Consider the following 25,964-nt stretch of genomic DNA (forward strand, 5'->3'; position numbering starts at 1 on the left):
GGTTTTGTACTTGGTTAACAACAAATTGGATGGGATCTGCTTCATAAGAATAGTGAAAAACAAGACTTGAGGGGAAAATGAGGTAAACATGTAATTTTTTTTGGGAGTGGGATGGCCTTCTATAGATGATGATATAGGAAGTTGGGAGAAATTGTTGTGTATTGTTTCACCATTTTACAGAAATCTAATAACCAAAAAATTCCCGCTATTTAATCTTGACAAAAGAAAAACCGAGAAACAGAACTGGAATGCCCCAAAGGGGTAGTTCCGATATCTATCGTGAAAAAAAATGGTCAAAAGGCCGATAGGGGAAGACGGACTTGAGTTGCGGAAGATTTGACATGCGGATCTGCGGAGTCATGCGGGTGGTAACGTTCCGCAAACAAGTGCTGGGGGCCATGAGATCGGTGCACCAATAAATTGTAGCGACTGATCGTGCATTTTTTAACTATGGGGTTTCACATTCAAAAAAGTCTGATCGGTGTGGTGGTGATGGGATTCGTCCTGCTGGAATCCGGCTGTGCCGTTATGCCCACTCCACTCACTCAGGAAGAAATTCAACAGCGGGTCCAGGAGGACCTGGCACAACTCACGCAATATCAAGAACCCGTGGCTCGTCCCATTACGCTCTTTGAAGCGATGGCGCGGGCGTTGAAATATAATCTGGAAACGCGGGTGCAGGGGTTAAAGGAAATGGTCACGCATCGTCAGCTGGATCTGGCGCATTACGATATGCTGCCAAAAGTGGTGGCTGATGCAGCCTATAATGGACGCAGCAACTTCGCGGGAGCGAGCAGCCGGTCGTTAGAAACAGGGCAACAATCTCTCGTGTCCTCCACGTCTTCTGACAAGAATATTTTCACGGCCAATTTAGCCCTAAGCTGGGATGTGCTGGATTTCGGACTGTCTTATGTCCGGGCGGAACAGGCGGCCAACGACGTGCTTATTGCCGAAGAGGATAAACGTCGCATTGCCAATCGGGTTATTCAGGATGTCCGTGCAGCCTTTTGGAAGGCCGTGGGAGCAGAACGGGCGTTGGGTCGCCTGGCGTTTCTTCAAGATTGGGTGACGCAAGCGCTGGGTGAAGTTCATCTGATCCGGGAGCGGGCCTTGGCCGATCCACTCACTTCACTACAATATGAACGAGAACTCCTGAGCGCGCAACGGGAAATTCAACAGCTGTATCAGGAATTATCGCTTTCCAGAATTCACCTGGCCGAACTCATGAATCTGGATCCCGGTGAGCCCTATGAACTGGCGGTGCCGGACCATCCACCCCTCGTGTCGAAGGTCTCTGAGAAGCTGGAAGATTTGGAATACCGGGCACTCATGAATCGTCCGGAACTGCGAAAGGTCGACTACCAAAAACGCATTAACGCCAAAGAAACCAAAGCCGCCATCCTGGAATTGCTCCCCAACCTTAATGTGTATATGGGAGGCAATTACGATAGCAACAATTTTCTGTTTCATAATAATTGGCTGAATTACGGTGCCAAAGTCAGCTGGAATCTGTTGAATGTGTTCCGGCATCCTGTCCGCTTGCAGGTCATTGACGCCCAGGAGAAGGTGTTGGACATGCAAAGCCTGGCGTTGACGATGGCTCTGATGAGTCAAGTCCATGTGTCGGTGGCGCAATATCATGCGGCCATGAAGGATGCGGCCACGGGGAAGCGCTATCTCGAGACTCAAATGGCCATTGCCGAACAGGTCCAACGTGCCTGGTCCTTGAACCGGCTCAGTGAGCACCTGGTCATCCGGGAAAAAATGCAAGGTCTGGTAGCTGAATTACGGTATGAATCGGCACTGGCCAAATTGGAAATGGCCTATGCCAATGTGTTAGCCGCGATTGGAGAAGATCCTTTCCCCACGGATATCACGGGAGACGGTGTCGAAGAATTGGCCGTGGCCTTGCAAGAACGTTGGGAATGGCTGGAACGCCCCGAGGTCCTTGCGCAGGTTCATCCAACTGACGCTCAAACTCAAGCGCCAACCACTCAATCGCAAGGCTCCGAGCTTCAACCCCAAGATACGGTCGGGCAATCCCAAGAGGCTGACGCGCTATTCCAAGAACCTGAAGCCCAACTTCAAGAGACTGGCGTGCAATCTCAAGAGCCTGAGGCCCAATCTCAAGAGCCTGAGGCCCAATCTCAAGAGACTGTCGCGCAATCTCAAGAGCCTGAGGTCCACCACCAAGAGACTGGCGGGCAACCTCAAGAGCCTGAGGCCCAATCTCAAGAGACTATGGCGCAATCCCAAGAGACAACCACTCAACCCCAAGAGAGAGTTAATCCATGATACATCGACACCCTATCACTATTCTGTGTTTGGTCCTGAGTCTGATCATGCTGCCTTCAGGCGTCAGTCTGGCAAAAGGTGGAGGACGCAGTAGTATGCCCTCATCGGATCTTCAGACGATTCGGGGCATCGTGAAACCTGTCGTTGAAGCGGTGCTGGCCAGTGAAATCCAGGCGTTAGTGAAGCGGATGCCGTTTCGAGACGGAGATGCATTTAAAATGGGAGATATCCTCGTTGAATTTGAATGTGCCAAATACCGGGCGGAATTATCGGCCGCCCAAGCGGATTTGGATGCAAGGCAAAAGACCGTCATCAATAACGAGGAGCTGGCCGCTCTTCACGGGATTGGCCGGTTGGAAGTGGACATTTCGCTGGCCGAATTAAAAAAGGCTCAGGCGGTTCTCACCAGAGCACAAGTAATTGTTCAAGGTTGCCGGATTCCTGCCCCTTTTGCCGGACATGTGGTCAAAACGTTGGTCCACCCCTATGAAAGTGTGAATCCGTACGATGATCTGGTGAGTATTGTCAGTAATCAGGATCTGGATATTGAATTGATTCTCCCGTCGTCTTCGCTACGGTATATCGCCAAGAACAGTCCGTTTTCATTTAGTATCGATGAGACGCAAAAGGACTATTCGGCGGAAGTGGTGGAAATTGGTCCTCGTGTTGATCCTGTGAGTCAAACTATTCGTGTCTTTGGCCGATTTCACAAACATCCCACAGGTGTCTTAGCCGGTATGAGTGGAAGCGCGAAATTTCCGGAAGGCACGTTTCCCACTCAATCAACATTTTCGCCAAGCACGAAGCCTGCAGCCTCACCGACGTCCACAAGTAAACAGACTGCCAAACATTAACTCCTTCCCGGATCGACCTCTCTGTTGATCCAAAGGAGGGAAACGAGCGTGGTGCAACCAGCAACCCAGACAGAGTCCCCTTCGCGAGGGACCGGGAAGGACTTTAGGCCCTCCTCCGGTCTGGCCGGCGGCCCTTCTATCGCGTCAAAGATCAAAACGGAAAAAGATTCCAGTATTTTTCTGGCGCTTCTTCAACTGGAAAGTCAGGTTCGCAAGGCTCAAACGGTAAAAGAACTCTGTTTTCTTCTGGCCAATGAGACCAGACGTCTCGTGGACTTTCGACAAGCCTGTATTTTTTCAATCACGCCGAAGGGGCGGATGCGGGGCATGGTGGAAGCGGTGTCCAGTGTGGCCGTGGTTGACCGGAATGCGCCGATGATCACTTGGATCGAACGCGTCATTTCCGAATTATGGGAACAAGGCAGCCTCAAAGATCCCGGTCCTCTCTCCTCCACTCATTGTTCGACAGAACTCCAACGTGATTGGAAGTCCTTTGCATTTCCGCATGTCCTCTGGTGTCCATTAATTCGCGCGGATCAGCAGGTGATTGGTGGCCTGTGGTTGACCAGGGAGATACCCTGGCAAGACGGGGAAGTGCAACTGATCCGGCGGTTTGCCGAAACGGTGGCTCATGCCTGGCAAGCACTCGGGGGCACGAAACGGAGAGTGAAAAACTGGAAGGTTCTCAAGAACTGGCTATGGGGAGTGCTGGTGGTCGTGATGGCGGCCATGTGGCTGCCCGTGCGATTGTCCACGCTGGCTCCGGTGGAAGTGGTGCCGCGGGATCCGTCGGTGGTGACAGCCCCATTGGATGGGGTGCTGGGGGAAATCCTTGTCCATCCGAATACCCTGGTTCAGACGGGGCAAACCCTCTTTCGTTATGAGGACACCACATTCCGGAATCAATTTGAAGTGGCGGAAAAGAATCTGTCCGTTACCTGGATGGAGTATCGCAAAGTGTCGCAGGGTGCGTTTGTCGACCATGACACCGGTGCGGGCATGCCCGTGCAAGCCTCGGAAGTCCGGCTGAAAGAAGCCGAACGGGATTACGCCTGGGACATGTTACAGCAGGTAGAGGTCAAGGCTCCCCGGGCGGGTATTGTGATTTTCACGGATAAATCCGAATGGATCGGCAAGCCGGTGGTGGTGGGCGAACGCATTATGGAAGTGGCCGATCCCCAGGAGTTTGAATTGAAAATTGATCTACCGGTGGAGGACGCTATCGTATTACGGGAAGGCGCCGAGGTTGAGGTGTTTTTGAATGCCAATCCCTTACGAGCCATACCTGCCAAATTAATTCATGCCAGTTACCATGCGAGTATTCTCCCGACCAATGTCCTGGCTTATCGGGTGGAAGCGGAGTTCATGGATCCGCCTGAAGATATTCGAATCGGCTGGCAAGGCACCGCCAAAATCTATGGGGAACCGGTCACCCTCTTTTTCCATCTCTTCCGGCGCCCCCTTGGGGTTCTTCGACAAACGTTAGGTTTCTAAATGGGTCAGCCAAAGCCTCAAGAAGACGTTTCCCTTCCACCCTTGCGCGAAGATCTTCAGATCCTGCCCGGTACCCCCACGCCTGATGGTGTCCCCACCTGGACGATCGTAGACACGGTTCGAAATCAATTTTTCCAAATTGAATGGTCCGCGTTCCAACTGCTTTCACATTGGCAGGCGGGAACGGCCGAGGGACTGGTGGATCTGGTGACCCGAACCACCTCGGCCAAGGTCTCAACCGAGAATGTGATGGAGTTGGTCCAGTTTCTCTATCGGAACAATTTAACCCGGGATTCCTTAGCCGGTGGAAGTCAGGGGTTCTTAGGACAGGCCGAACAGGCGAAACAACATTGGCTGCTGAGAGTGCTCCACAACTATTTATTTTTCAGAATTCCCCTATGTAATCCCGACAAATTCTTACGAAGAACGCTTCCGTTCGTCATCCCGCTGTTTAGTCGCTGGGCGTTATGGTGTGTGGTCATTCTGGGTGTGATCGGGTGTATGGGAGTCGTGCGGCAGTGGGAATCGTTTGCCAATGTCTTTTTATACTTTTTTACGTTTCAAGGGATGACCGGTTATATCATCGGGTTGGTGGCCATTAAGATATTGCATGAACTGGGGCATGCCTATACCGCCGTTCGATACGGGTGCCGGGTCCCCACGATGGGCCTCGGATTCCTCATTATGGTGCCTGTCCTCTATACCGACACGACCGATTCCTGGCGGCTCACGGTCCGGAAGCAACGCGCGGCCATTGCGGCTGCGGGAATGATGGTGGAACTTAGTGTGGCGATGCTCGCAACCTTTTTGTGGAACTTCTGTCCTGAGGGCATTGTCAAAAGCATGCTCTTTGTGTTGGCAACCACCAGTTGGGTGACGGGGCTGCTGATCAATTTGAATCCGCTGCTCCGGTTTGACGGCTACTATGTCCTATCCGATTGGCTGGGTGTCCCGAATTTACAATCGCGGGCCTTCGGGTTTGGTCGTTGGAAATTACGGGAATGGTTGTTTGCCTGGGGAGATGCTCCTCCGGAACACATGCCCCCGCAACGGCAATCGGTGCTGATCGCCTATGCATGGGCGGTGTGGGTCTACCGGGCCGTCGTATTTGTCGGTATTGCGGTCCTGGTGTATTACTTTTTTTTCAAGGTTTTGGGCGTCATCCTCTTTCTCGTGGAAATAGGCTGGTTTCTGGCATGGCCCGTCTATGAGGAACTGCAGGTCTGGTGGACACGCCGGGCGGCCGTGGCCAAATCCTGGCGAGGACGGGGAATCGGAGTCGCACTAATGGGGTGTTTGCTGATGAGCGTGATGCCCTTGGATACGACAGTGGAGATTCCCGCGATTCTTGAGGCTCCGGAACGCACGACTCTGTTTCCACCGGCTCCGGCAATGGTGGTGGAGGTGTTGGTTGAGGAGGGAGATCGGGTTGAACACGGTCAAACGCTTTTGATGTTACAGTCGCCACAGGTGGAACATCAGATTGACATTATTAGACATCGCATTGCGGCGTTAGAATTGCGCGCGGAACGGGAAGTCGCTTATCAGGATGACCGGGATGATCATCTGGTCATTTGGGAGATGCTGGTGGGCGAACGAAAGGCGCTGGCCGGCCTGGTCACGCTCCGGGAGCAGTTGATCTTGCGTGCTCCGTTCTCCGGCGTGGTCACGGATCTGGCCTCGTCACTCCAACCAGGGCTGTGGGTGAATACCGATATGGCGATGGCCCATGTGATTGGTGAACATCCATCCGTGATGCTGGCCCTCGCCACGGAAAAAGAAAAAGCCCGGCTCTCGGTGGGGAATGAAGGATGGTTTTATCCGGACGACCCTACGCGACCTGCCCGACAGGGTCAGCTTCGGGACCTTCGTTATGTGGACGAATCGGAAATGGCCTTGCCGTATTTAGCCTCCACCTATTCCGGTGGTGTGCCCGTGCGCCAGGATGCGCGGGGCAAATTGATTCCCGAGCATTCCGTGTACCGGGTGGAACTGGATGTGACGGACAGGGATCCATCCTGGAATCAGGTTGTGCGAGGGGTGGTCCATGTGAAGGGCAATGGGCAAAGTGTGATGGGGCATCTCTGGGCACGGGCGGCCTCCATCCTCATTCGGGAAAGCGGCGCCTGATTGTTAGAAGGAAAAGTGGGGTTGGGGGAGATGCGCTCATTTTCGCGACCTTTTTTTTTGCTACTGCAACAAGGAAAATCCTGGAGACTTCCCGGCCTCACGATCAAACGTCACAGTAGTGGTGCAATCATGACCACGATTAATTCGGCTTAATAAGTGTTCGGAAAAATCAGTACGGCGCTTTCGGTAATCGTCCAAGGCTTGCCAGACCACCTGAGAATCTTCCACCCGTAATTGAGCGACACTCAGTACCTGTTCGATGGTCTTCACCATCGTCTCCTTTGATTGTTGGTAACAGCCCTCCAGAACCCAAAGCGTTTCACACAACACCAAGTGAATTAAAAATCCGGGATTTTCCTGAGAGCATTGCTTTTCAATAAATTGTGTCGCGGCTTTGGATTGGGCGGGATCGTCCTGGAGGAGATAGCGGACGAGCACATTCGTATCGAGGCCCCTCATGGTCGGTCCCCTCGCTGTTTAATGGCAGCCCGCATAGCTTTGAGAGTGACTGGTTGTTTTGGCTTGGGAATCAGACCTTTTAAGATTGTGACATTTGAGGTAACCGGCCAAACGGTAATCCGCCCATCAGTCCCCACAAGAAATTCCACCCGATCCCCGGGTTGTAACTTTAATTGTTCTCGGATCTCCTTTGGGAGGGTAATTTGCCCTTTACTGGTCAAGGTGGCAACAGGCATGACATCCTCCTTTCAATTACATGAAATCCTTATTATAGAGTAAGGGAGCATGTCAATTTTAGGTGTGTGAGGTAGGTTCCTTTATCTTCCCGACATCTGAAAATTTCCTTCCTTCGACATCACGTCCAACTCCATTCCGTAGCTGCAAGAAAACGACAGCAATATTCCCTAATCCGCATCAAGAGTCTTCCCCCAAGGTCCGACAATGGATATGGAGACCCTCCATCCCGTTGATCGATGACCTGTGGGATACCACGGCATTTCGATCGATTTGTGTCCCGAGATTATTCGTATTCAGATTTGTTTTATGATTGAAGATCGTCACATGAAACACCTGCACTGTACGCCCGCAACACTTGGAGCCGGGAAGGACGCCAAGGTGATGAAACCCGGCGCCCGAAAGAAGCGGAAGCTCCGTCCATCCCCAGGAACTCCCACGCCCCGATTGACCGGAACCTTTATTGCCTTAGAGCCGCGGATCCTGTTTGATGGAGCGGCTCTCGCCACCGGAGCGGAAGTGGTTCAAGACCCCACCGCGCAAGATCAACCGGGCGTTCCCGCAGTCAATGGTGAAACCAGCGCGGATTCCAACACTAAGGATTCTTCCGACAATGACGCTCTCTGGTCGTCTGGGCTTTTCCTCGCTCCCTCTTCCGACCGCCAAGAAATCGTCTTTATCGATACCCGTATCGAAAATTACCAGACGCTCATGGACGGGATCGATCCGGCCGCGGAAGTTATTCTTCTGGATGCGAGACGGGACGGAATCGAACAAATTGCGGAAGCGCTGGAGGGCCGGAGCGATATCGATGCTGTCCACCTCATCGGGGAAGGCACCGAGGCGGAATTGCATTTGGGCACGGCCTTTCTCACCAATGATTCCATACACGGGCAATATGCCGAACTGTTTGAGCAAATCGGGAAGAGTCTATCTGCGGACGCGGATCTCTTGATCTACGGCTGCAATTTTGGTCGTGGAGTAAGCGGCCTCTCCGCCATTCAAACGTTAGCGGGCCTTACCGGAGCCGATATCGCGGCAAGCATGGACCGAACCGGGCACGTCAGCGAATATGCCAACTGGGAATTAGAAATCTCTACCGGGTTCATTGAGTCGTCCATCGTGATCGGCCAGGCCACGCAAAACGCCTGGGAAGGGGTGTTGGCGACGTATACGGTGACCAACACCAATGATTCGGGCGCCGGCTCATTCAGACAAGCCATCACTGATGCGAATGCTAATGCCGGAGCCGACAGTATCGCCTTTGCCATTCCTACGGGGGATGCCGGGTATGATGCAGGCCGTGGCGTATTTACGATCAATGTCATGTCGCTGCTGCCGGCAATTACCGACGCGTTGACGATCGACGGCAGCACGCAGGCTCTGAACATCGGCAACACCAATGCCGGGCTGCTCGGTGCCGGTGGCACCGTCGGCGTCGATGCTCTGGTGCTGGCGCAGGTCGAGCGACCGGAGATTGAGATTGTTGACGGCGCCGGCATTACCACGGGCTTGGCGGTTAACGCTAGCAACGTGACGATTCGCGGCGTGGCGATCTACGGCTTCGGCAGCACCTCGAGCAACGGCAACATCACCATCGGCAGCACCGCGGCCAATGCGTTGATCGAAAACAACATCATTGGCTCGGATGCGAGCAGTTTCAGTGCGCCGGCGCCGGGGGCCAAGACCGAAGGCTCCAATATCTACTCGGCCGGTGGAGACAACGGCATCATCCGCAACAACCTGATCGGCTTCGCGACCGAATCGGGCATCAATCTACTCGGCGGCTCCAACAACTGGCTGATCACGGGTAATGAATTACGCGGCAACGCCTTCGGCAGCAGCAACATGCGCGCCGACGCGATTGCCACCAATAGCAACAGCCTGGCGCAGACGGTCCGGGGCAACTTGATTGTTGCCAATGCAGGGCCGGCGTTGGACCTCATCACCGCCACCGGATCGCTGGTCGAGAACAACACGGTCAGCAACAATGGCAGCGCAAGCAATGAGTCCGCGGGCATTCGCGCCCGTTCGTCTAATCTGACGATCAGCAAGAACATCAGCAGCGGCAACGCCGGCGCCGGCGTGATGATCCGCTCCGGTTCCTCAACGAGCAATCTCATCACGCAGAACTCGATTTACGGCAACGGCACGGGTCCAGGGGGGGGAATTGGTATCGATCTCCTGACGGCGGGCGACCCGGGCGACCTGGGAACGGCTCCCTTCGTGACCCCCAATGATGCCGGCGACGCCGACACCGGCGGCAACAATCTGATGAACTTTCCCGTGATCTACAGCGTGCAGGTTTCGGGTACGACGGTCACGGTCACTGGTGAGGCCGGGGCGGGTTCGACCGTCGAGTTCTTCAAAGCGGCCCCGAGCGCGAGCGGCTACGGGGAAGGGGAGACTTACCTGGACACCGGCATCGTGAACGGATCGACGCCGGGTAGTATAGACCCTGCCGCGCGTCAGTTCAGCTTCAGCTTCTCGACCAGCCTGCTGGTCGCCGGTGACCGCTTGACGGCCACAGCCACCGATGTGTCAAACAATACCTCTGAGTTCTCCGCCAACGTCGTGGCCAACCATGTACCGATCGCAGCAGATGATCGCTCGGGACTCACGTTCGATGGAGTTGATGACTTCGTACGAGTGGTCAATGATGCGAGTCTGGAAATGACGAATATGATGTCGATGGAGGCGTGGTTCCGGCCAACAAGTTTCCCAGCCAGTAGTAGTGCGCTCATTATCAATAAGGAAGGGGAATATGAAGTGGCCCTGTTTCCTGACGGAAGCATTCGTTGGGGCTTTGCCAATTCGGACCCTGGATGGAGTTGGTATGACACGGGCTATGTGGTGTCCCTCAATGAATGGACGCATGTGGCCATTACCTATAACAGTGGCACTGTGGTTACCTATGTCAATGGATCACCCGTCGACACCTACAACGGTTCCGGGTCCATTGGCGATGCTCACCCCACACTCGACGATCTTCGTATCGGTGGTCGTTCGAACAATCCATCGGGTCAGTATTTCGAGGGATCCATTGGTGAGGTTCGAATTTGGAACGTCGCGAGGACCGGGATGGAGATTGCCACCAACTATGATCAGTGGCTCACGGGTGCGGAAACGGGGTTGGTCGGTAACTGGCGGTTGACAGAAGGCTCGGGAGCCGTGGCGATAGATATCTCAACCTCAAGCAACAATGGCACGTTGGGTGGAGGCACGCCCTCTCAGGAGCCCACATGGGTCGGCTATGCCACAAATGGAGACGCACCTCTCAATATCCCGGTGGCAGGTGTGCTCACCAATGATGTCGATGTCGACAGTGATCCACTTGTGGTAAGTGAGGTCAACAATAATGCCGCAAATGTCGGAAATCCCGTTCTCCTTGCGTCGGGGGCGTTGGTCACGCTCAACGCTGATGGCAGTTTCAACTACGATCCCAATGGACAGTTCGACAATTTGGTGAGTGGGCAGCAAACGGTTGACCAATTCGCCTATACCATCGACGACGGCAACGGGGGCACAGATACAGGGACGGTCTATGTCACCATTAATGGTACCAATGACGCGCCGGTGCTGACCCCGGCGGGCCCCACGTTCACTACCATTACGGAGGATGAAAACACCAATAGCGGCAACCTCATCTCCAGTATTGTCAGTGCCACAATCAGTGATGTGGATAGCGGCGCCGTGGAAGGCATCGCCATCACGAGCCTCACCAGTGGCTACGGCAGGTGGGAGTACAACATGGGGAGCGGCTGGACGGCGGTGGGAGCGGTCAGTGAGATGACGGCGTTGCTCTTGCGCGCCACCGACAGTTTGCGGTTTGTGCCGGATGGGCTGAATGCTGACAGTGCGACAGTCACCTACCGGGCCTGGGATCAGACCAGTGGCAGTGCGGGCACGAAGGTGAATGCTTCCACCAATGGCGGGACCACCGCTTTTAGTACCGCCACCGACACGGCGACCATCACGGTGACGGCGGCCAATGATGCGCCGGTGGTTACCAGTAATGGGGGCGGGACGACAGCGGTCATCAACATGGGTGAAAATACCACTGCCGTGACGACAGTGACGGCAACTGATGCGGATAGGCCGGCGGACACGTTGACCTATAGCATCACCGGCGGGGCTGATGCGGCCCTATTCAGCCTGGATCCCATCAGCGGGGTGTTGACGTTTCTGGTTCCCCCCGACTTTGAGACACCCGCTGACGCCGATGCGAATAATGTCTATGAGGTCACCGTCCACGTGAGTGACGGCAATGGGGGAGCGGATACACAAATGATTCGTATCACCGTCACAGATACGCTAGAAGGAGTTCTTCCCCTTCCCCTACAGCCTCTACCTCAGCCATATCCCATCCCCACGCCTGACCCTGCGCCCCAGCCAACTTCGGACCCGTCTTCTGATATCGATAATTCGACAACGGTGACGCCTTCTCACGAGGTTCCGGGTTCCTTTGGTGGTCAGGCCTCGCCGGGGCGGGATCTTTCCCGTGGGCCCAGCCCTCAGCCGGTCCGGGATTGGAGCAGGGTTTTGGATGTCGCTCCGTTCCTGCGCCCTGCCGCGTTTGGGACCACCTCAGAACAAATTGGGTCGTATGCTACGGCCCCTGTGCTACTTTCACACATTGAACTGGGCCAGGAATTTTTTCAACAGTTAAACGCGTTTTCCGATGATTTAAAAGAGGCCACGCAGCAAGCCATTGATGAGCGGTCTTTTTTTATCAAAATGATGGAATACACGGGGCTTGGGGTATCGGGAGTCCTTGTGGCGTGGCTGGTAAGAAGTGGCACGCTGTTGGCGAGCGTGTTAGCTTCCCTCCCGGCTTGGCGCAATTTTGACCCTATTGCGATATTGGATATGGATAAACAGGGTCGGGAGAGTTGGACAAAAAAGATGAAAGAAGCCTCACAAAAGGAGGCCGGAGAGCATCAAGGATTAGACCAGATGTTGGACCCGGAAGTTGGTACATCTTCTACGCCTTCCGTTTCTCCCCGCATACGACCGTCAAGAAACGACTGACGCCCACCTGTTGGATGAGTCCGGGGTGGGTTTCTCTTACCCGAGTATTTCCTTAAGTTGTGTTGCGCGAGGATGGGCGATATGACAACAGGGGGCGGTTGTGTGACGTCCTCTTTTCCAGAACTTTCTTTAGAAAGGGGAGAAGAGGTTACCAGACACCACGGTCTCGACGGTTGCCTTTCCGGCGGTCCCGGCCTCGTCGGTCTCGTTTGGGCTCCGGACCGTCTTCGGAAAAGTAGCCGAGCAGGTGTTCGCTCAGTTTGACAAACTGCATGGCAAGGACGCTTTCGGGGTTGAAGCAGACGATCGGCAATTTTTTAATGCCGGCGGTATAACATAACTCCGAGGCCGTGGGGATGACGACCGGGATTTCATAGCCGATTTCTTCCTGGATACCCTGAATCCCGTCAGCTAATGGAATACCCGAGCGATTCACGAGGGTGACAAAAACGGGAGTTTCGCAGTGGCTACGGATAAACGCTAATTGGTTTTTCGCTAAATTCATACCAATGGCATCGCTCTCCATCACGAGATCCAGGACCTGACATTGACCGAGAAAACACATGGATGGAAAAGAGGGTTCCAACGGAAAATCAAGTATCAGATAGTCTGCGAGTCCTTTGAGTTCCCGGAATAAAACAGTCAGGAATTCCGTGGAGACTTGAGCCCCCACTTCTTGATCCCAGGTGGATACACAGAGAACTTGCAGTCCTGTCGAATGTTGCATGAGCAGTTGGCTCACAACCGCTTCATTTATGTCTGTTAACGTTGTCGATGTATGGCGCAAAGGCGATTGGTGTGCCATGTGAAGAAGCCGCGTGGCAGTTCCCAAATGAGGGCTCAGCTCGACATAGATGACGCGGTGGCCTCCATGAACAAGGGTCATGGCGACATTGAGTGCTACCGTGGTCGTTCCGACTCCTCCCTTGGCACCGGAAAAGCCGATCACATGGCAGGGTGATGTTGGCTCGCTTGTATCGGCCGTATCGACGCCAGCCGGCTGTATTATAGTTTCCTGTCCTTTCAATCGCTGAAACGCTTGTACGGTTTTTTGAATCTCCATCCCCATTTCCTTCTCTATGGTAGGTTTCGGATTGTCCTTGGTTTGTCACCCGGTCAAAGTGTCCGTAGTGGCTTGGTGTTGTGGTGAGAAGTCTGAACCTATTCCCCGGTGATGTGAGGTGTGCCTTTGTATCGGAAAAAGCGTCAATGCTCTTAAGGAGAAAAGCATACAATGGCAAGCCGGTTCCTCATGCATCCCTGAGAGGCTGAAGAGACTGATCGATATCCGGAATGACGTGGTATTCGACACCCTTTCCTGTAACCCAACTTGCAATATATTTTCGATACGTGACAGAACCTCAACTAACAGTCAGTAACCGGAAAATAACCCCCTAAAACCATTCTTAATCCGCATCAAGAGTCTTTCTCCAAGGTCCGACAAGGGATCTAGGAATTTCCTCCATTTTGAGGGGACGACTCTGTTAATCGATGACCTATGGGATATCAAGGCTTTTTCAACAATTTGTGACCTGAGACTACTTGTCATCCGATTTCTATCATGATTGAAGATCGTCACATGAAGCACTTACGCTGCAAGCCCGCGACGCTTGAAGCCCGGAAAGACGCCAAGGTGGTGAAACCTGGCGCCCGAAAGAAGCGGAAGCTCCGTCCATCCCAAGAACCTCCCACGAACCGATTGACCGGAACCTGTCTCGCTTTAGAGCCGCGGATCCTCTTCGATGGAGCCGCCCTTGCCACGGGAGCGGAAGTCGTTCAAGACACCACCACGCAAGATCAACCGGGTGCTCCCGATGTCAAGAGTGAGACCAGTACCGATTTCACCACCACCGATTCTTCCAAGAGTGACGGCATCTGGTCCTCTGGTCTTTCCCTCTCAACCCCATCTGATCGGAAAGAAATTGTCTTCATCGATACACGTGTTGAAAATTACCAGACGCTTATGGACGGGATCGATCCGGCCGCGGAAGTTATTCTTCTGGATGCGAGACGGGACGGGATCGAACAAATTGCGGAAGCCCTCAAGAACCGGAGCGATATCGATGCCATTCATCTCATCGGAGAAGGTAACGAAGCAGAGATGCATCTGGGGACGGCCTTTGTCACCCTTGATTCGATCCACGGCCAATATGCGGAGCTGTTCATGCAATTCGGAGACAGCTTGTCGGCCAACGCCGACCTTTTAATTTACGGTTGTAATTTTGGAAAAGGGACAGACGGGTTGCTCGCCATCCAGTCCTTGGCCGATCTTACGGGAGCGGATATTGCGGCCAGCACAGACAGAACCGGACACATCAGCGAATATGCCAACTGGAATCTGGAAGTCTCCACGGGGTTTATCGAAACTTCCGTCGTCGTCGATCAGTCCACCCAAGCGGCGTGGGAGGGGGTGTTGGCCACCTATACGGTGACCAACATCAATGATTCCGGTGCCGGATCGTTACGACAGGCCATTTTAGATGCTAATGGCAATGCAGGGAGTGACACTATTACCTTTAGTATTGCCGGTGCGGGGCCACACGTCATCACACTCAGCTCTGAACTGGATCCCATCTCTGGTCCCGTGCTTATTGATGGTTGGAGTGAACCAGATTTTACCGGGAACCCAGTTGTTCGAGTAGACGGGTCCTCGATCGGTGGGCCGAACAGGGATGGCCTCGTGTTTACCGGGACCAGCGACAATAGCACGGTCCGGGGATTGATGATCACCGGATTTTCCAGGGATGGGATTCTTATTCAGTCGGGTGCTGACAATATCACCGTGGTGGGCAACTGGATCGGCACGACCGGGACCGGATCGACCGGTGTGGGAAATGGCGACGACGGCATAGAAATCGCCGGTTCCAACGCGATCATCGGTGGTACAGGCGCGAATGACCGTAACGTCATTACAAACAATGGTGACGAAGGCATACAAATTATTGGATCTGGAGTAACCGGGCATCTGATTCAAGGGAATTACATCGGGGTCGATCCGGACGGATCGACCGGCGGCGGCAATACCGATGTGGGTATCGCTATCATTACCGGTTCCGGCAATACGATAGGTGGCACGAGCGCGGCGGCGCGGAATGTCATCTCGAAAAACTTCGAAGGCATCGAGATCAACACGTCGAACAACATCGTGCAGGGGAACTATATTGGTACGGATGTCACTGGCACGCTCAACCGGGGAAACCGTTCCAGCGACGGGGTCGAGATTCAAGGCAGTTCCACCGGCAATCTCATCGGCGGGACGGCAGCCGGGGCGGGCAACCTCATCGCCTACAACGCGACCAACGGCGTGGATGTGGTGAATGGCACAAGCCATAGGGTTCTTGGGAATCAGATTCATTCCAACACCCTGCTGGGTATCAATCTCGGCACGGCCGGCGTGACTGCAAACGATGCAGGTGACCCTGACTCCGGGGCCAACAATTTACAGAACTTCCCGGTAGTCACGTCGGCAAATTCAAACGCCAGCGGCACGACGATCGTCGGCACGCTCAACACGAATGCGAGTCTGAACTATCGGATCGAATTCTTTGCGAGCCGACCATCTATTGCGGATAGTCCCAACGGAGAAGGGGAGCGGTATCTGGGCTTCACAACCGTCACCACCGATGGTTCAGGCAATGCGAGTTTCAACTTGACCTTGAATGGCGTCTGGATCAACGCCGGGGATCGCGTCACGGCGACAGCCACCCGTGATCTCGGCGGCGGCAACTACGGCGATACGTCCGAATTCGCCGCCAACGTCACCGCAACTTCGACCGGCATCGTCGTCGTCGACACGACGAGCGATGTCAGTGACGGCACCACGACGTCTATCACTAACCTGGGCAACGCGCGCGGCGGCGATGGCCGCATCTCACTGCGGGAAGCCATTGCGGCAACCAATGCGACAGGCGGGACCGATACCATCGTCTTCAACATCACCGCTGCTCTGACGGGGGGTGCACATACCATTAACGTCCTTTCGGCTCTGCCATCAATCACGGAGGCCGTCATCATTGATGGGACCACCGAGCCGGACTTTGGGACGACACCCATTATTGAGATTGATGGAACTAGCGCCGGCGTTGGGGTGAATGGGTTGACAATTAGTGGAACGGGGGGCGGATCGACTCTCCGTGGGCTTGTCATTCAAAATTTTCATCAGAACGGTATCCTCCTCCAAGGGGGGAATAACCTGATTGCGGGAAACTACCTTGGTCTCGATGCCGACGGTACGACGACGGCGGGAAACAATACGTCGGGTACGGGTATTCAAGGCGGTATCCGGATTGAATCAGCCAATAATACCATCGGTGGTCTTGTTGCCGCTGATCGCAATGTCATATCCGGAAACATATTCAGCGGAATTGCACTTGCAGGCGCCGGTGCGACGGGGAATCAAATCCGGGGAAACTATATCGGGACCGACGCTGGGGGGACACTTGATCGTGGGAATACCCAGGAAGGAATTGAAATCGACAATGCCGCCGGGAATACCATCGGAGGTTCTGCCGCCGGCGCTCGGAACGTGATTTCAGGCAATGACAGCGATGGGATCGAAATCGACAATGGCGATAACAACATCATACAAGGAAACTATATCGGGACAGACTATACGGGGACACTTGATCTTGGGAATGTCCGTGATGGCATTGATATTAATGAAGATACGGGGGACGGGTCTACAGGAAATTTAATCGGTGGGACAGGTGCGAACGAAGGGAATTTGATTTTCGGGAATGATCTGCATGGGATTGAAGTACGCGATGCCCCTACCATTAACAATGCCATTCTGGGAAACCGGATTTATGGGAACACTCTCCGGGGAATCAATCTCGAGGGAGGTACTGAAGACGGTTTCGGTGTCACCGCCAACGACGCAAGTGATGGAGATACGGGATCCAATGACCTCCAAAATTTTCCCGTACTCACTCAGGTGACCTCCAATGGTTCTCAGGTTCATATCGTTGGAACGATTAATTCGATCGCCAACAGCTATTTCCGTGTCGAATTCTTTAAAAGCACCGCCGCTGACCCAAGCGGCTACGGCGAGGGGCAGACATACTTAGGCTTTACCAATGTAAGTACGGATGGTTCCGGTAATGGCACGATTAATACGTTATTAACGGTCTCAGTTGCCTCGGGCGAATTTGTCAGTGCCACGGCGACCAAAACTGACGCGACATTCACGACCTTTACGGACACGTCGGAATTTTCCGCCAATGTTGTGGCGAATGGGGGAACCTTTCAAGAAGGGGTCGGGGATTATACGGGAAATGAAGATACCGAAATCCAAGAAGGGGATCCGACCAACTCTTTTGGAAATAACGTAAGCATCAATATTGATCTGGACAACGGTTCCGGAGAGACCCAGGGCCTGATCCAGTTTAATAACATTTTCGGAACAGGACCCGGTCAAATTCCCTTCGGGTCCACTATTACATCCGCGTCATTAACGGTCTATGTCACGAACCAGAGCTCTGGCGGGGCCCAAATTACCTTGCATCAAATGTTGCAGTCCTGGACTGAAGCATCGGCCTGGGATGATTTCCCCCCTCCAACCGGTGACGGAATCCAGGCGAACGATATTGAAGCCAGTAGCACGCCTGACAGTACACTGGGTTCACCGACCACCAGCAACGATTTTGTGACGTTTACCGGATTGGCCAGCAGGCTACAAAGTTGGTCGGACGGGGGAACTAATAACGGGTGGGTAATTCTCACCGACAATACCGATGGATGGGATTTTTCGACGTCAGAGAACGGAACCGTTAGTCAACGGCCACAATTATTTGTCGAATATTCGGCAAATACGGCCCCGACTTTGGACGATACAAAGAGTCCTGCACTCTCGGCTGAAAATGAGGATGCGGGAGCTCCTTCCGGTGCGGTTGGTACGCTAGTTTCCGACCTAGTGGATTTTGCCTCACCCGCCGGACAGGTGGACAACGTGACCGATCCCGATTCAGGGGCTCTCCTGGGTATCGCCGTGACAGCGGCTGACACGACCAACGGGTCATGGTTCTACTCCCTCAACAACGGGTCGAGCTGGAATGCCCTAGGGGCAGTGAGTGACACGAACGCCCGTCTGCTCACGGCCGATCCTGCTAACACGCGACTTTATTTCCAACCCAATGCCGACTACAACGGTACCATCGCGAGTGCCATTACCTTCCGTGCCTGGGATCGAACCAGCGGAACCAACGGATCTTTGGCAGATGCCTCTGTCAACGGGGCAACGACCGCGTTTTCAACCGCGACCGACACAGCCAGTCTGACGATCAATGCGGTCAATGATGCGCCGGTGCTGACGCCGGCCAGTCCGTCCCTGACGACGATCACCGAAGATGACACGAGTAACAGCGGCGACCTGGTGTCGGCCATCGTGGGCGCCTCGATAACCGATGTGGACACGGGGGCGGTGGAGGGCATTGCCATTACGGGGCTCACCTCGGGCAACGGCACGTGGGAGTACGACATCGGGGGCGGCTGGACGGCGGTGGGGGCGGTCAGTGATGCCAGTGCGCTCTTGCTGCGCGCGACCGACAGCTTGCGGTTTGTGCCGGACGGGCTCAATGCCGACAGTGCGACGGTGACCTACCGGGCGTGGGATCAGACGAGCGGGACGGAAGGGACGAAGGTGGATGCCTCGACCAACGGCGGCACGACGGCTTTCTCGACGGCGACGGATACGGCCTCAATCACGGTGACGGCGGTCAATGATGCGCCGGTGATCATTAGCAATGGAGGCGGACCGACGGCAGCCCTCACGAGGAGTGAAAATATTACGGCAGTCACAACGGTGATATCGACGGATGTTGATGTACCGGCCGATACGTTGCAATACACCATCATCGGAGGGGCGGACGGGAGTCTGTTCTCTATTGGAAGTGGCACCGGTGTCCTAGCCTTTAATACCCCTCCGAACTTTGAGGCCCCAGGCGATTCCGACACAGACAATGTTTATGAAGTGACCGTGCAGGTCAGTGACGGGAACGGCGGATTCGACACGCAAGCGATCTCCGTTACCGTGGTCGATAACGTCGGCACATTGACAGTCGATACGACCTCCGATACGGCCGACGGGGATACCTCCTCGATCGCAGCCTTGCTGGCGGATAAGGGGTTTGATGGGTTTATTTCTCTGAGGGAAGCGATCTTGGCGACCAATAATACGGGAAATGACGGCACAGAAGACCAAATCAATTTCAATATTGCGGGGGCCGGTCCGCATACGATCAGTCCCTCATCAGCTTTACCCACGCTTACAGATGTCGTGGTGATTGACGGGTACACTCAGGCAGGTTCCTCGGTCAATACGTTGTCCATTGGGAATGACGCGGTTTTGCTAATTGAACTCAATGGCACCAGTGCGGGTAGTGCAAATGGACTTACACTTGGATCTGGGAGCGGGGGCAGTTCGATCAAGGGTTTGATCATCAATCGCTTCAACCTCAGCGGCATTCAACTCAGTGGTGCCAACAATGTCGTGGTGGGCAATTGGATCGGTTTGGATAATACCGGGACAGTTGATCAGGGGAACGCCTTCGATGGCATTACGATCACCGGGAATAATAATACCATTGGCAGTGCTGCCGCTGCGGACCGCAACGTTATCTCCGGCAACAATGACGAGGGTGTTGATGTTGATCCTGGCATTTCCGGGACAGTCATTCAGGGAAACTATATCGGCACCAATATTGCCGGCATTGCGGCTGTCGGCAATGGACAAGTCAGTGTGGGGGACTGGGGAGGAATCATTGTAGACGGGAGTAACAACACGATTGGAGGCTCAAATGCGGGAGAGGGAAACCTCATCTCCGGCAATAATCAATGGGGTGTGTGGATTATCGGGACGGGAAATCGTGTGCTGGGCAACAAAATCGGTACCGATGCCGCGGGAACCGCCGCCTTGGGAAACGTCGGCGATGGCATTCTGATATTCACCGCGGGTAACCAGGTTGGGGGTGTGAATGCCGGGGAAGGCAATCTGATCGCACATAACACCAATAATGGTGTGAACGTCAACGGAGGGACGAACAATAGTATCCTTGGTAACCAGATTCATTCAAATACCGGTTTGGGCATTGAGTTAGGAAGTATCGGAGTTACTGCTAACGATGCGGGTGATGCCGACGCAGGTGCTAATGACCTGCAGAATTTTCCGGTGCTGGCCACCGCCGATGTGGATTCACCCACCCAGGTGACCATTGACGGGACATTTAATAGCACGGCTAGCACTTCGTTCAGGATTGAGTTTTTCAAAAACACCATTGCGACCGGCGAAGATGCGTCGAGTCATGGGGAAGGAGAAACCTACCTCGGTTTTACGACTGTCACCACGGATGGCAGCGGGAATGGGAGTTTTAATCTGACACTGAATGCAGCTGTTTCTGCCGGAGAATTCGTGACGGCCACCGCCACAGAAGATCTAGGGGGCGGCAACTATGGGTCAACCTCCGAATTTTCCCTGAATGAAACAGCAGTGGCAGAAAATGATGCGCCGGTGTTGACGCCGGCCAGTCCGTCCCTGACGACGATCACCGAAGATGACACGAGTAACAGCGGCGACCTGATCTCGGCCATCGTGGGCGCCTCGATTACCGATGTGGACACGGGGGCGGTGGAGGGCATTGCCATTACGGGGCTCACCTCGGGCAACGGCACGTGGGAGTACGACATCGGGGGCGGCTGGACGGCGGTGGGGGTGGTCAGTGATGCCAGTGCGCTCTTACTGCGCGCGACCGACAGCTTACGGTTTGTGCCGGACGGGCTCAATGCCGACAGTGCGACGGTGACCTACCGGGCGTGGGATCAGACGAGCGGGACGGAAGGGACGAAGGTGGATGCCTCGACCAATGGCGGGACGACGGCCTTCTCGACGGCGACGGATACGGCGACGATCACGGTGACGGCGGTCAATGATGCGCCGGTGTTGACGCCGGCCAGTCCGTCCCTGACGACGATCACCGAAGATGACACGAGTAACAGCGGCGACCTGATCTCGGCCATCGTGGGCGCCTCGATTACCGATGTGGACACGGGGGCGGTGGAGGGCATTGCCATTACGGGGCTCACCTCGGGCAACGGCACGTGGGAGTACGACATCGGGGGCGGCTGGACGGCGGTGGGGGTGGTCAGTGATGCCAGTGCGCTCTTACTGCGCGCGACCGACAGCTTACGGTTTGTGCCGGATGGGCTCAATGCCGACAGTGCGACGGTGACCTACCGGGCGTGGGATCAGACGAGCGGGACGGAAGGGACGAAGGTGGATGCCTCGACCAATGGCGGGACGACGGCCTTCTCGACGGCGACGGATACGGCGACGATCACGGTGACGGCGGTCAATGATGCGCCGGTGTTGACGCCGGCCAGTCCGTCCCTGACGACGATCACCGAAGATGACACGAGTAACAGCGGCGACCTGATCTCGGCCATCGTGGGCGCCTCGATTACCGATGTGGACACGGGGGCGGTGGAGGGCATTGCCATTACGGGGCTCACCTCGGGCAACGGCACGTGGGAGTACGACATCGGGGGCGGCTGGACGGCGGTGGGGGTGGTCAGTGATGCCAGTGCGCTCTTACTGCGCGCGACCGACAGCTTACGGTTTGTGCCGGACGGGCTCAATGCCGACAGTGCGACGGTGACCTACCGGGCGTGGGATCAGACGAGCGGGACGGAAGGGACGAAGGTGGATGCCTCGACCAATGGCGGGACGACGGCCTTTAGCACCGCCACCGACACGGCCTCAATCACGGTGACGGCGGTCAATGATGCGCCGGTGTTGACGCCGGCCAGTCCGTCCCTGACGACGATCACCGAAGATGACACGAGTAACAGCGGCGACCTGATCTCGGCCATCGTGGGCGCCTCGATTACCGATGTGGACACGGGGGCGGTGGAGGGCATTGCCATTACGGGGCTCACCTCGGGCAACGGCACGTGGGAGTACGACATCGGGGGCGGCTGGACGGCGGTGGGGGTGGTCAGTGATGCCAGTGCGCTCTTACTGCGCGCGACCGACAGCTTGCGGTTTGTGCCGGACGGGCTCAATGCCGACAGTGCGACGGTGACCTACCGGGCGTGGGATCAGACGAGCGGGACGGAAGGGACGAAGGTGGATGCCTCGACCAATGGCGGGACGACGGCCTTCTCGACGGCGACGGATACGGCGACGATCACGGTGACGGCGGTCAATGATGCGCCGGTGTTGACGCCGGCCAGTCCGTCCCTGACGACGATCACCGAAGATGACACGAGTAACAGCGGCGACCTGATCTCGGCCATCGTGGGCGCCTCGATTACCGATGTGGACACGGGGGCGGTGGAGGGCATTGCCATTACGGGGCTCACCTCGGGCAACGGCACGTGGGAGTACGACATCGGGGGCGGCTGGACGGCGGTGGGGGTGGTCAGTGATGCCAGTGCGCTCTTACTGCGCGCGACCGACAGCTTACGGTTTGTGCCGGACGGCTTGAATGCCGACAGTGCGACGGTGACCTACCGGGCGTGGGATCAGACGAGCGGGACGGAAGGGACGAAGGTGGATGCCTCGACCAATGGCGGGACGACGGCCTTCTCGACGGCGACGGATACGGCGACGATCACGGTGACGGCGGTCAATGATGCGCCGGTGTTGACGCCGGCCAGTCCGTCCCTGACGACGATCACCGAAGATGACACGAGTAACAGCGGCGACCTGATCTCGGCCATCGTGGGCGCCTCGATTACCGATGTGGACACGGGGGCGGTGGAGGGCATTGCCATTACGGGGCTCACCTCGGGCAACGGCACGTGGGAGTACGACATCGGGGGCGGCTGGACGGCGGTGGGGGTGGTCAGTGATGCCAGTGCGCTCTTACTGCGCGCGACCGACAGCTTGCGGTTTGTGCCGGACGGGCTCAATGCCGACAGTGCGACGGTGACCTACCGGGCGTGGGATCAGACGAGCGGGACGGAAGGGACGAAGGTGGATGCCTCGACCAATGGCGGGACGACGGCCTTCTCGACGGCGACGGATACGGCGACGATCACGGTGACGGCGGTCAATGATGCGCCGGTGTTGACGCCGGCCAGTCCGTCCCTGACGACGATCACCGAAGATGACACGAGTAACAGCGGCGACCTGATCTCGGCCATCGTGGGCGCCTCGATTACCGATGTGGACACGGGGGCGGTGGAGGGCATTGCCATTACGGGGCTCACCTCGGGCAACGGCACGTGGGAGTACGACATCGGGGGCGGCTGGACGGCGGTGGGGGTGGTCAGTGATGCCAGTGCGCTCTTACTGCGCGCGACCGACAGCTTACGGTTTGTGCCGGACGGGCTCAATGCCGACAGTGCGACGGTGACCTACCGGGCGTGGGATCAGACGAGCGGGACGGAAGGGACGAAGGTGGATGCCTCGACCAATGGCGGGACGACGGCCTTTAGCACCGCCACCGACACGGCCTCAATCACGGTGACGGCGGTCAATGATGCGCCGGTGTTGACGCCGGCCAGTCCGTCCCTGACGACGATCACCGAAGATGACACGAGTAACAGCGGCGACCTGATCTCGGCCATCGTGGGCGCCTCGATTACCGATGTGGACACGGGGGCGGTGGAGGGCATTGCCATTACGGGGCTCACCTCGGGCAACGGCACGTGGGAGTACGACATCGGGGGCGGCTGGACGGCGGTGGGGGTGGTCAGTGATGCCAGTGCGCTCTTACTGCGCGCGACCGACAGCTTACGGTTTGTGCCGGATGGGCTCAATGCCGACAGTGCGACGGTGACCTACCGGGCGTGGGATCAGACGAGCGGGACGGAAGGCACGAAGGTGGATGCCTCGACCAATGGCGGGACGACGGCCTTTAGCACCGCCACCGACACGGCCTCAATCACGGTGACGGCGGTCAATGATGCGCCGGTGTTGACGCCGGCCAGTCCGTCCCTGACGACGATCACCGAAGATGACACGAGTAACAGCGGCGACCTGATCTCGGCCATCGTGGGCGCCTCGATTACCGATGTGGACACGGGGGCGGTGGAGGGCATTGCCATTACGGGGCTCACCTCGGGCAACGGCACGTGGGAGTACGACATCGGGGGCGGCTGGACGGCGGTGGGGGTGGTCAGTGATGCCAGTGCGCTCTTACTGCGCGCGACCGACAGCTTACGGTTTGTGCCGGACGGGCTCAATGCCGACAGTGCGACGGTGACCTACCGGGCGTGGGATCAGACGAGCGGGACGGAAGGGACGAAGGTGGATGCCTCGACCAATGGCGGGACGACGGCCTTTAGCACCGCCACCGACACGGCCTCAATCACGGTGACGGCGGTCAATGATGCGCCGGTGTTGACGCCGGCCAGTCCGTCCCTGACGACGATCACCGAAGATGACACGAGTAACAGCGGCGACCTGATCTCGGCCATCGTGGGCGCCTCGATTACCGATGTGGACACGGGGGCGGTGGAGGGCATTGCCATTACGGGGCTCACCTCGGGCAACGGCACGTGGGAGTACGACATCGGGGGCGGCTGGACGGCGGTGGGGTGGTCAGTGATGCCAGTGCGCTCTTACTGCGCGCGACCGACAGCTTACGGTTTGTGCCGGATGGGCTCAATGCCGACAGTGCGACGGTGACCTACCGGGCGTGGGATCAGACGAGCGGGACGGAAGGGACGAAGGTGGATGCCTCGACCAATGGCGGGACGACGGCCTTTAGCACCGCCACCGACACGGCCTCAATCACGGTGACGGCGGTCAATGATGCGCCGGTGTTGACGCCGGCCAGTCCGTCCCTGACGACGATCACCGAAGATGACACGAGTAACAGCGGCGACCTGATCTCGGCCATCGTGGGCGCCTCGATTACCGATGTGGACACGGGGGCGGTGGAGGGCATTGCCATTACGGGGCTCACCTCGGGCAACGGCACGTGGGAGTACGACATCGGGGGCGGCTGGACGGCGGTGGGGGTGGTCAGTGATGCCAGTGCGCTCTTACTGCGCGCGACCGACAGCTTACGGTTTGTGCCGGATGGGCTCAATGCCGACAGTGCGACGGTGACCTACCGGGCGTGGGATCAGACGAGCGGGACGGAAGGGACGAAGGTGGATGCCTCGACCAATGGCGGGACGACGGCCTTTAGCACCGCCACCGACACGGCCTCAATCACGGTGACGGCGGTCAATGATGCGCCGGTGTTGACGCCGGCCAGTCCGTCCCTGACGACGATCACCGAAGATGACACGAGTAACAGCGGCGACCTGATCTCGGCCATCGTGGGCGCCTCGATTACCGATGTGGACACGGGGGCGGTGGAGGGCATTGCCATTACGGGGCTCACCTCGGGCAACGGCACGTGGGAGTACGACATCGGGGGCGGCTGGACGGCGGTGGGGGTGGTCAGTGATGCCAGTGCGCTCTTACTGCGCGCGACCGACAGCTTGCGGTTTGTGCCGGACGGGCTCAATGCCGAC

The 25,964-nt window shown here is 56.4% G+C and carries 9 protein-coding genes; 6 read left to right on the forward strand and 3 right to left on the reverse strand.

Annotated features, from left to right (window positions below; all coding sequences use genetic code 11):
* Positions 1 to 435: 435 nt before the first annotated feature.
* From LX98_RS05440 to LX98_RS05455, 4 genes are read left to right on the forward strand one after another with little or no spacing between them, the layout of a single operon-like run.
* Positions 436 to 2,295, forward strand: coding sequence for a TolC family protein (locus LX98_RS05440; protein ID WP_496427929.1), 1,860 nt, complete (start codon positions 436 to 438; stop codon positions 2,293 to 2,295).
* A complete protein-coding gene (locus LX98_RS05445; protein WP_496427930.1) occupies positions 2,292 to 3,149 on the forward strand; it encodes an efflux RND transporter periplasmic adaptor subunit in 858 nt (285 codons plus the stop codon). The genes LX98_RS05440 and LX98_RS05445 overlap by 4 nt, the downstream gene beginning before the upstream one ends.
* A 48-nt stretch (positions 3,150 to 3,197) precedes the next feature.
* The gene (locus LX98_RS05450) at positions 3,198 to 4,643 is read left to right on the forward strand and encodes an efflux RND transporter periplasmic adaptor subunit (protein ID WP_496427931.1); all 1,446 of its coding nucleotides are present in this window, start codon (positions 3,198 to 3,200) and stop codon (positions 4,641 to 4,643) included.
* Positions 4,644 to 6,773 (forward strand): site-2 protease family protein, encoded by a 2,130-nt coding sequence (locus tag LX98_RS05455; protein ID WP_496427932.1) that lies wholly within the window; start codon positions 4,644 to 4,646, stop codon positions 6,771 to 6,773.
* A gap of 60 nt (positions 6,774 to 6,833) precedes the next feature.
* Here LX98_RS05455 and LX98_RS05460 read toward each other — a convergent pair whose 3' ends face one another.
* Both LX98_RS05460 and LX98_RS05465 read right to left on the reverse strand, forming a co-directional pair.
* Positions 6,834 to 7,232 (reverse strand): PIN domain-containing protein, encoded by a 399-nt coding sequence (locus LX98_RS05460; protein ID WP_496427933.1) that lies wholly within the window; start codon positions 7,230 to 7,232, stop codon positions 6,834 to 6,836.
* A complete protein-coding gene (locus tag LX98_RS05465; RefSeq protein ID WP_496427934.1) occupies positions 7,229 to 7,468 on the reverse strand; it encodes an AbrB/MazE/SpoVT family DNA-binding domain-containing protein in 240 nt (79 codons plus the stop codon). Before LX98_RS05465 ends, LX98_RS05460 begins: the two co-directional genes overlap by 4 nt.
* A gap of 325 nt (positions 7,469 to 7,793) precedes the next feature.
* Between LX98_RS05465 and LX98_RS05470 the strand changes: the two genes are divergently transcribed.
* Positions 7,794 to 12,497 carry a DUF4347 domain-containing protein gene (locus LX98_RS05470; RefSeq protein ID WP_496427935.1) on the forward strand — a complete coding sequence of 1,568 codons (4,704 nt, stop codon included), beginning with the start codon at positions 7,794 to 7,796 and terminating at the stop codon, positions 12,495 to 12,497.
* A gap of 148 nt (positions 12,498 to 12,645) precedes the next feature.
* On the opposite strand, the gene LX98_RS05475 is transcribed toward LX98_RS05470, so the two are convergent.
* Positions 12,646 to 13,560, reverse strand: a complete 915-nt coding sequence (locus LX98_RS05475) for an AAA family ATPase (protein ID WP_496427936.1) — start codon at positions 13,558 to 13,560, stop codon at positions 12,646 to 12,648.
* Between the two features lie 516 nt (positions 13,561 to 14,076).
* Between LX98_RS05475 and LX98_RS05480 the strand changes: the two genes are divergently transcribed.
* Positions 14,077 to 25,125, forward strand: a complete 11,049-nt coding sequence (locus LX98_RS05480) for a DUF4347 domain-containing protein (RefSeq protein WP_496427937.1) — start codon at positions 14,077 to 14,079, stop codon at positions 25,123 to 25,125.
* Positions 25,126 to 25,964 lie beyond the last annotated feature (839 nt).

This window comes from Nitrospira marina (assembly GCF_059568365.1).

Coding starts and splice junctions, on each gene's coding strand:
- LX98_RS05445 (WP_496427930.1), top strand. CDS start 2,292: ATGATACATCGACACCCTATCACTATTCTGTGTTTGGTCCTGAGTCTG.
- LX98_RS05455 (WP_496427932.1), top strand. CDS start 4,644: ATGGGTCAGCCAAAGCCTCAAGAAGACGTTTCCCTTCCACCCTTGCGC.
- LX98_RS05460 (WP_496427933.1), bottom strand. CDS start 7,232: ATGAGGGGCCTCGATACGAATGTGCTCGTCCGCTATCTCCTCCAGGAC.
- LX98_RS05465 (WP_496427934.1), bottom strand. CDS start 7,468: ATGCCTGTTGCCACCTTGACCAGTAAAGGGCAAATTACCCTCCCAAAG.
- LX98_RS05470 (WP_496427935.1), top strand. CDS start 7,794: ATGAAACACCTGCACTGTACGCCCGCAACACTTGGAGCCGGGAAGGAC.
- LX98_RS05475 (WP_496427936.1), bottom strand. CDS start 13,560: ATGGAGATTCAAAAAACCGTACAAGCGTTTCAGCGATTGAAAGGACAG.
- LX98_RS05480 (WP_496427937.1), top strand. CDS start 14,077: ATGAAGCACTTACGCTGCAAGCCCGCGACGCTTGAAGCCCGGAAAGAC.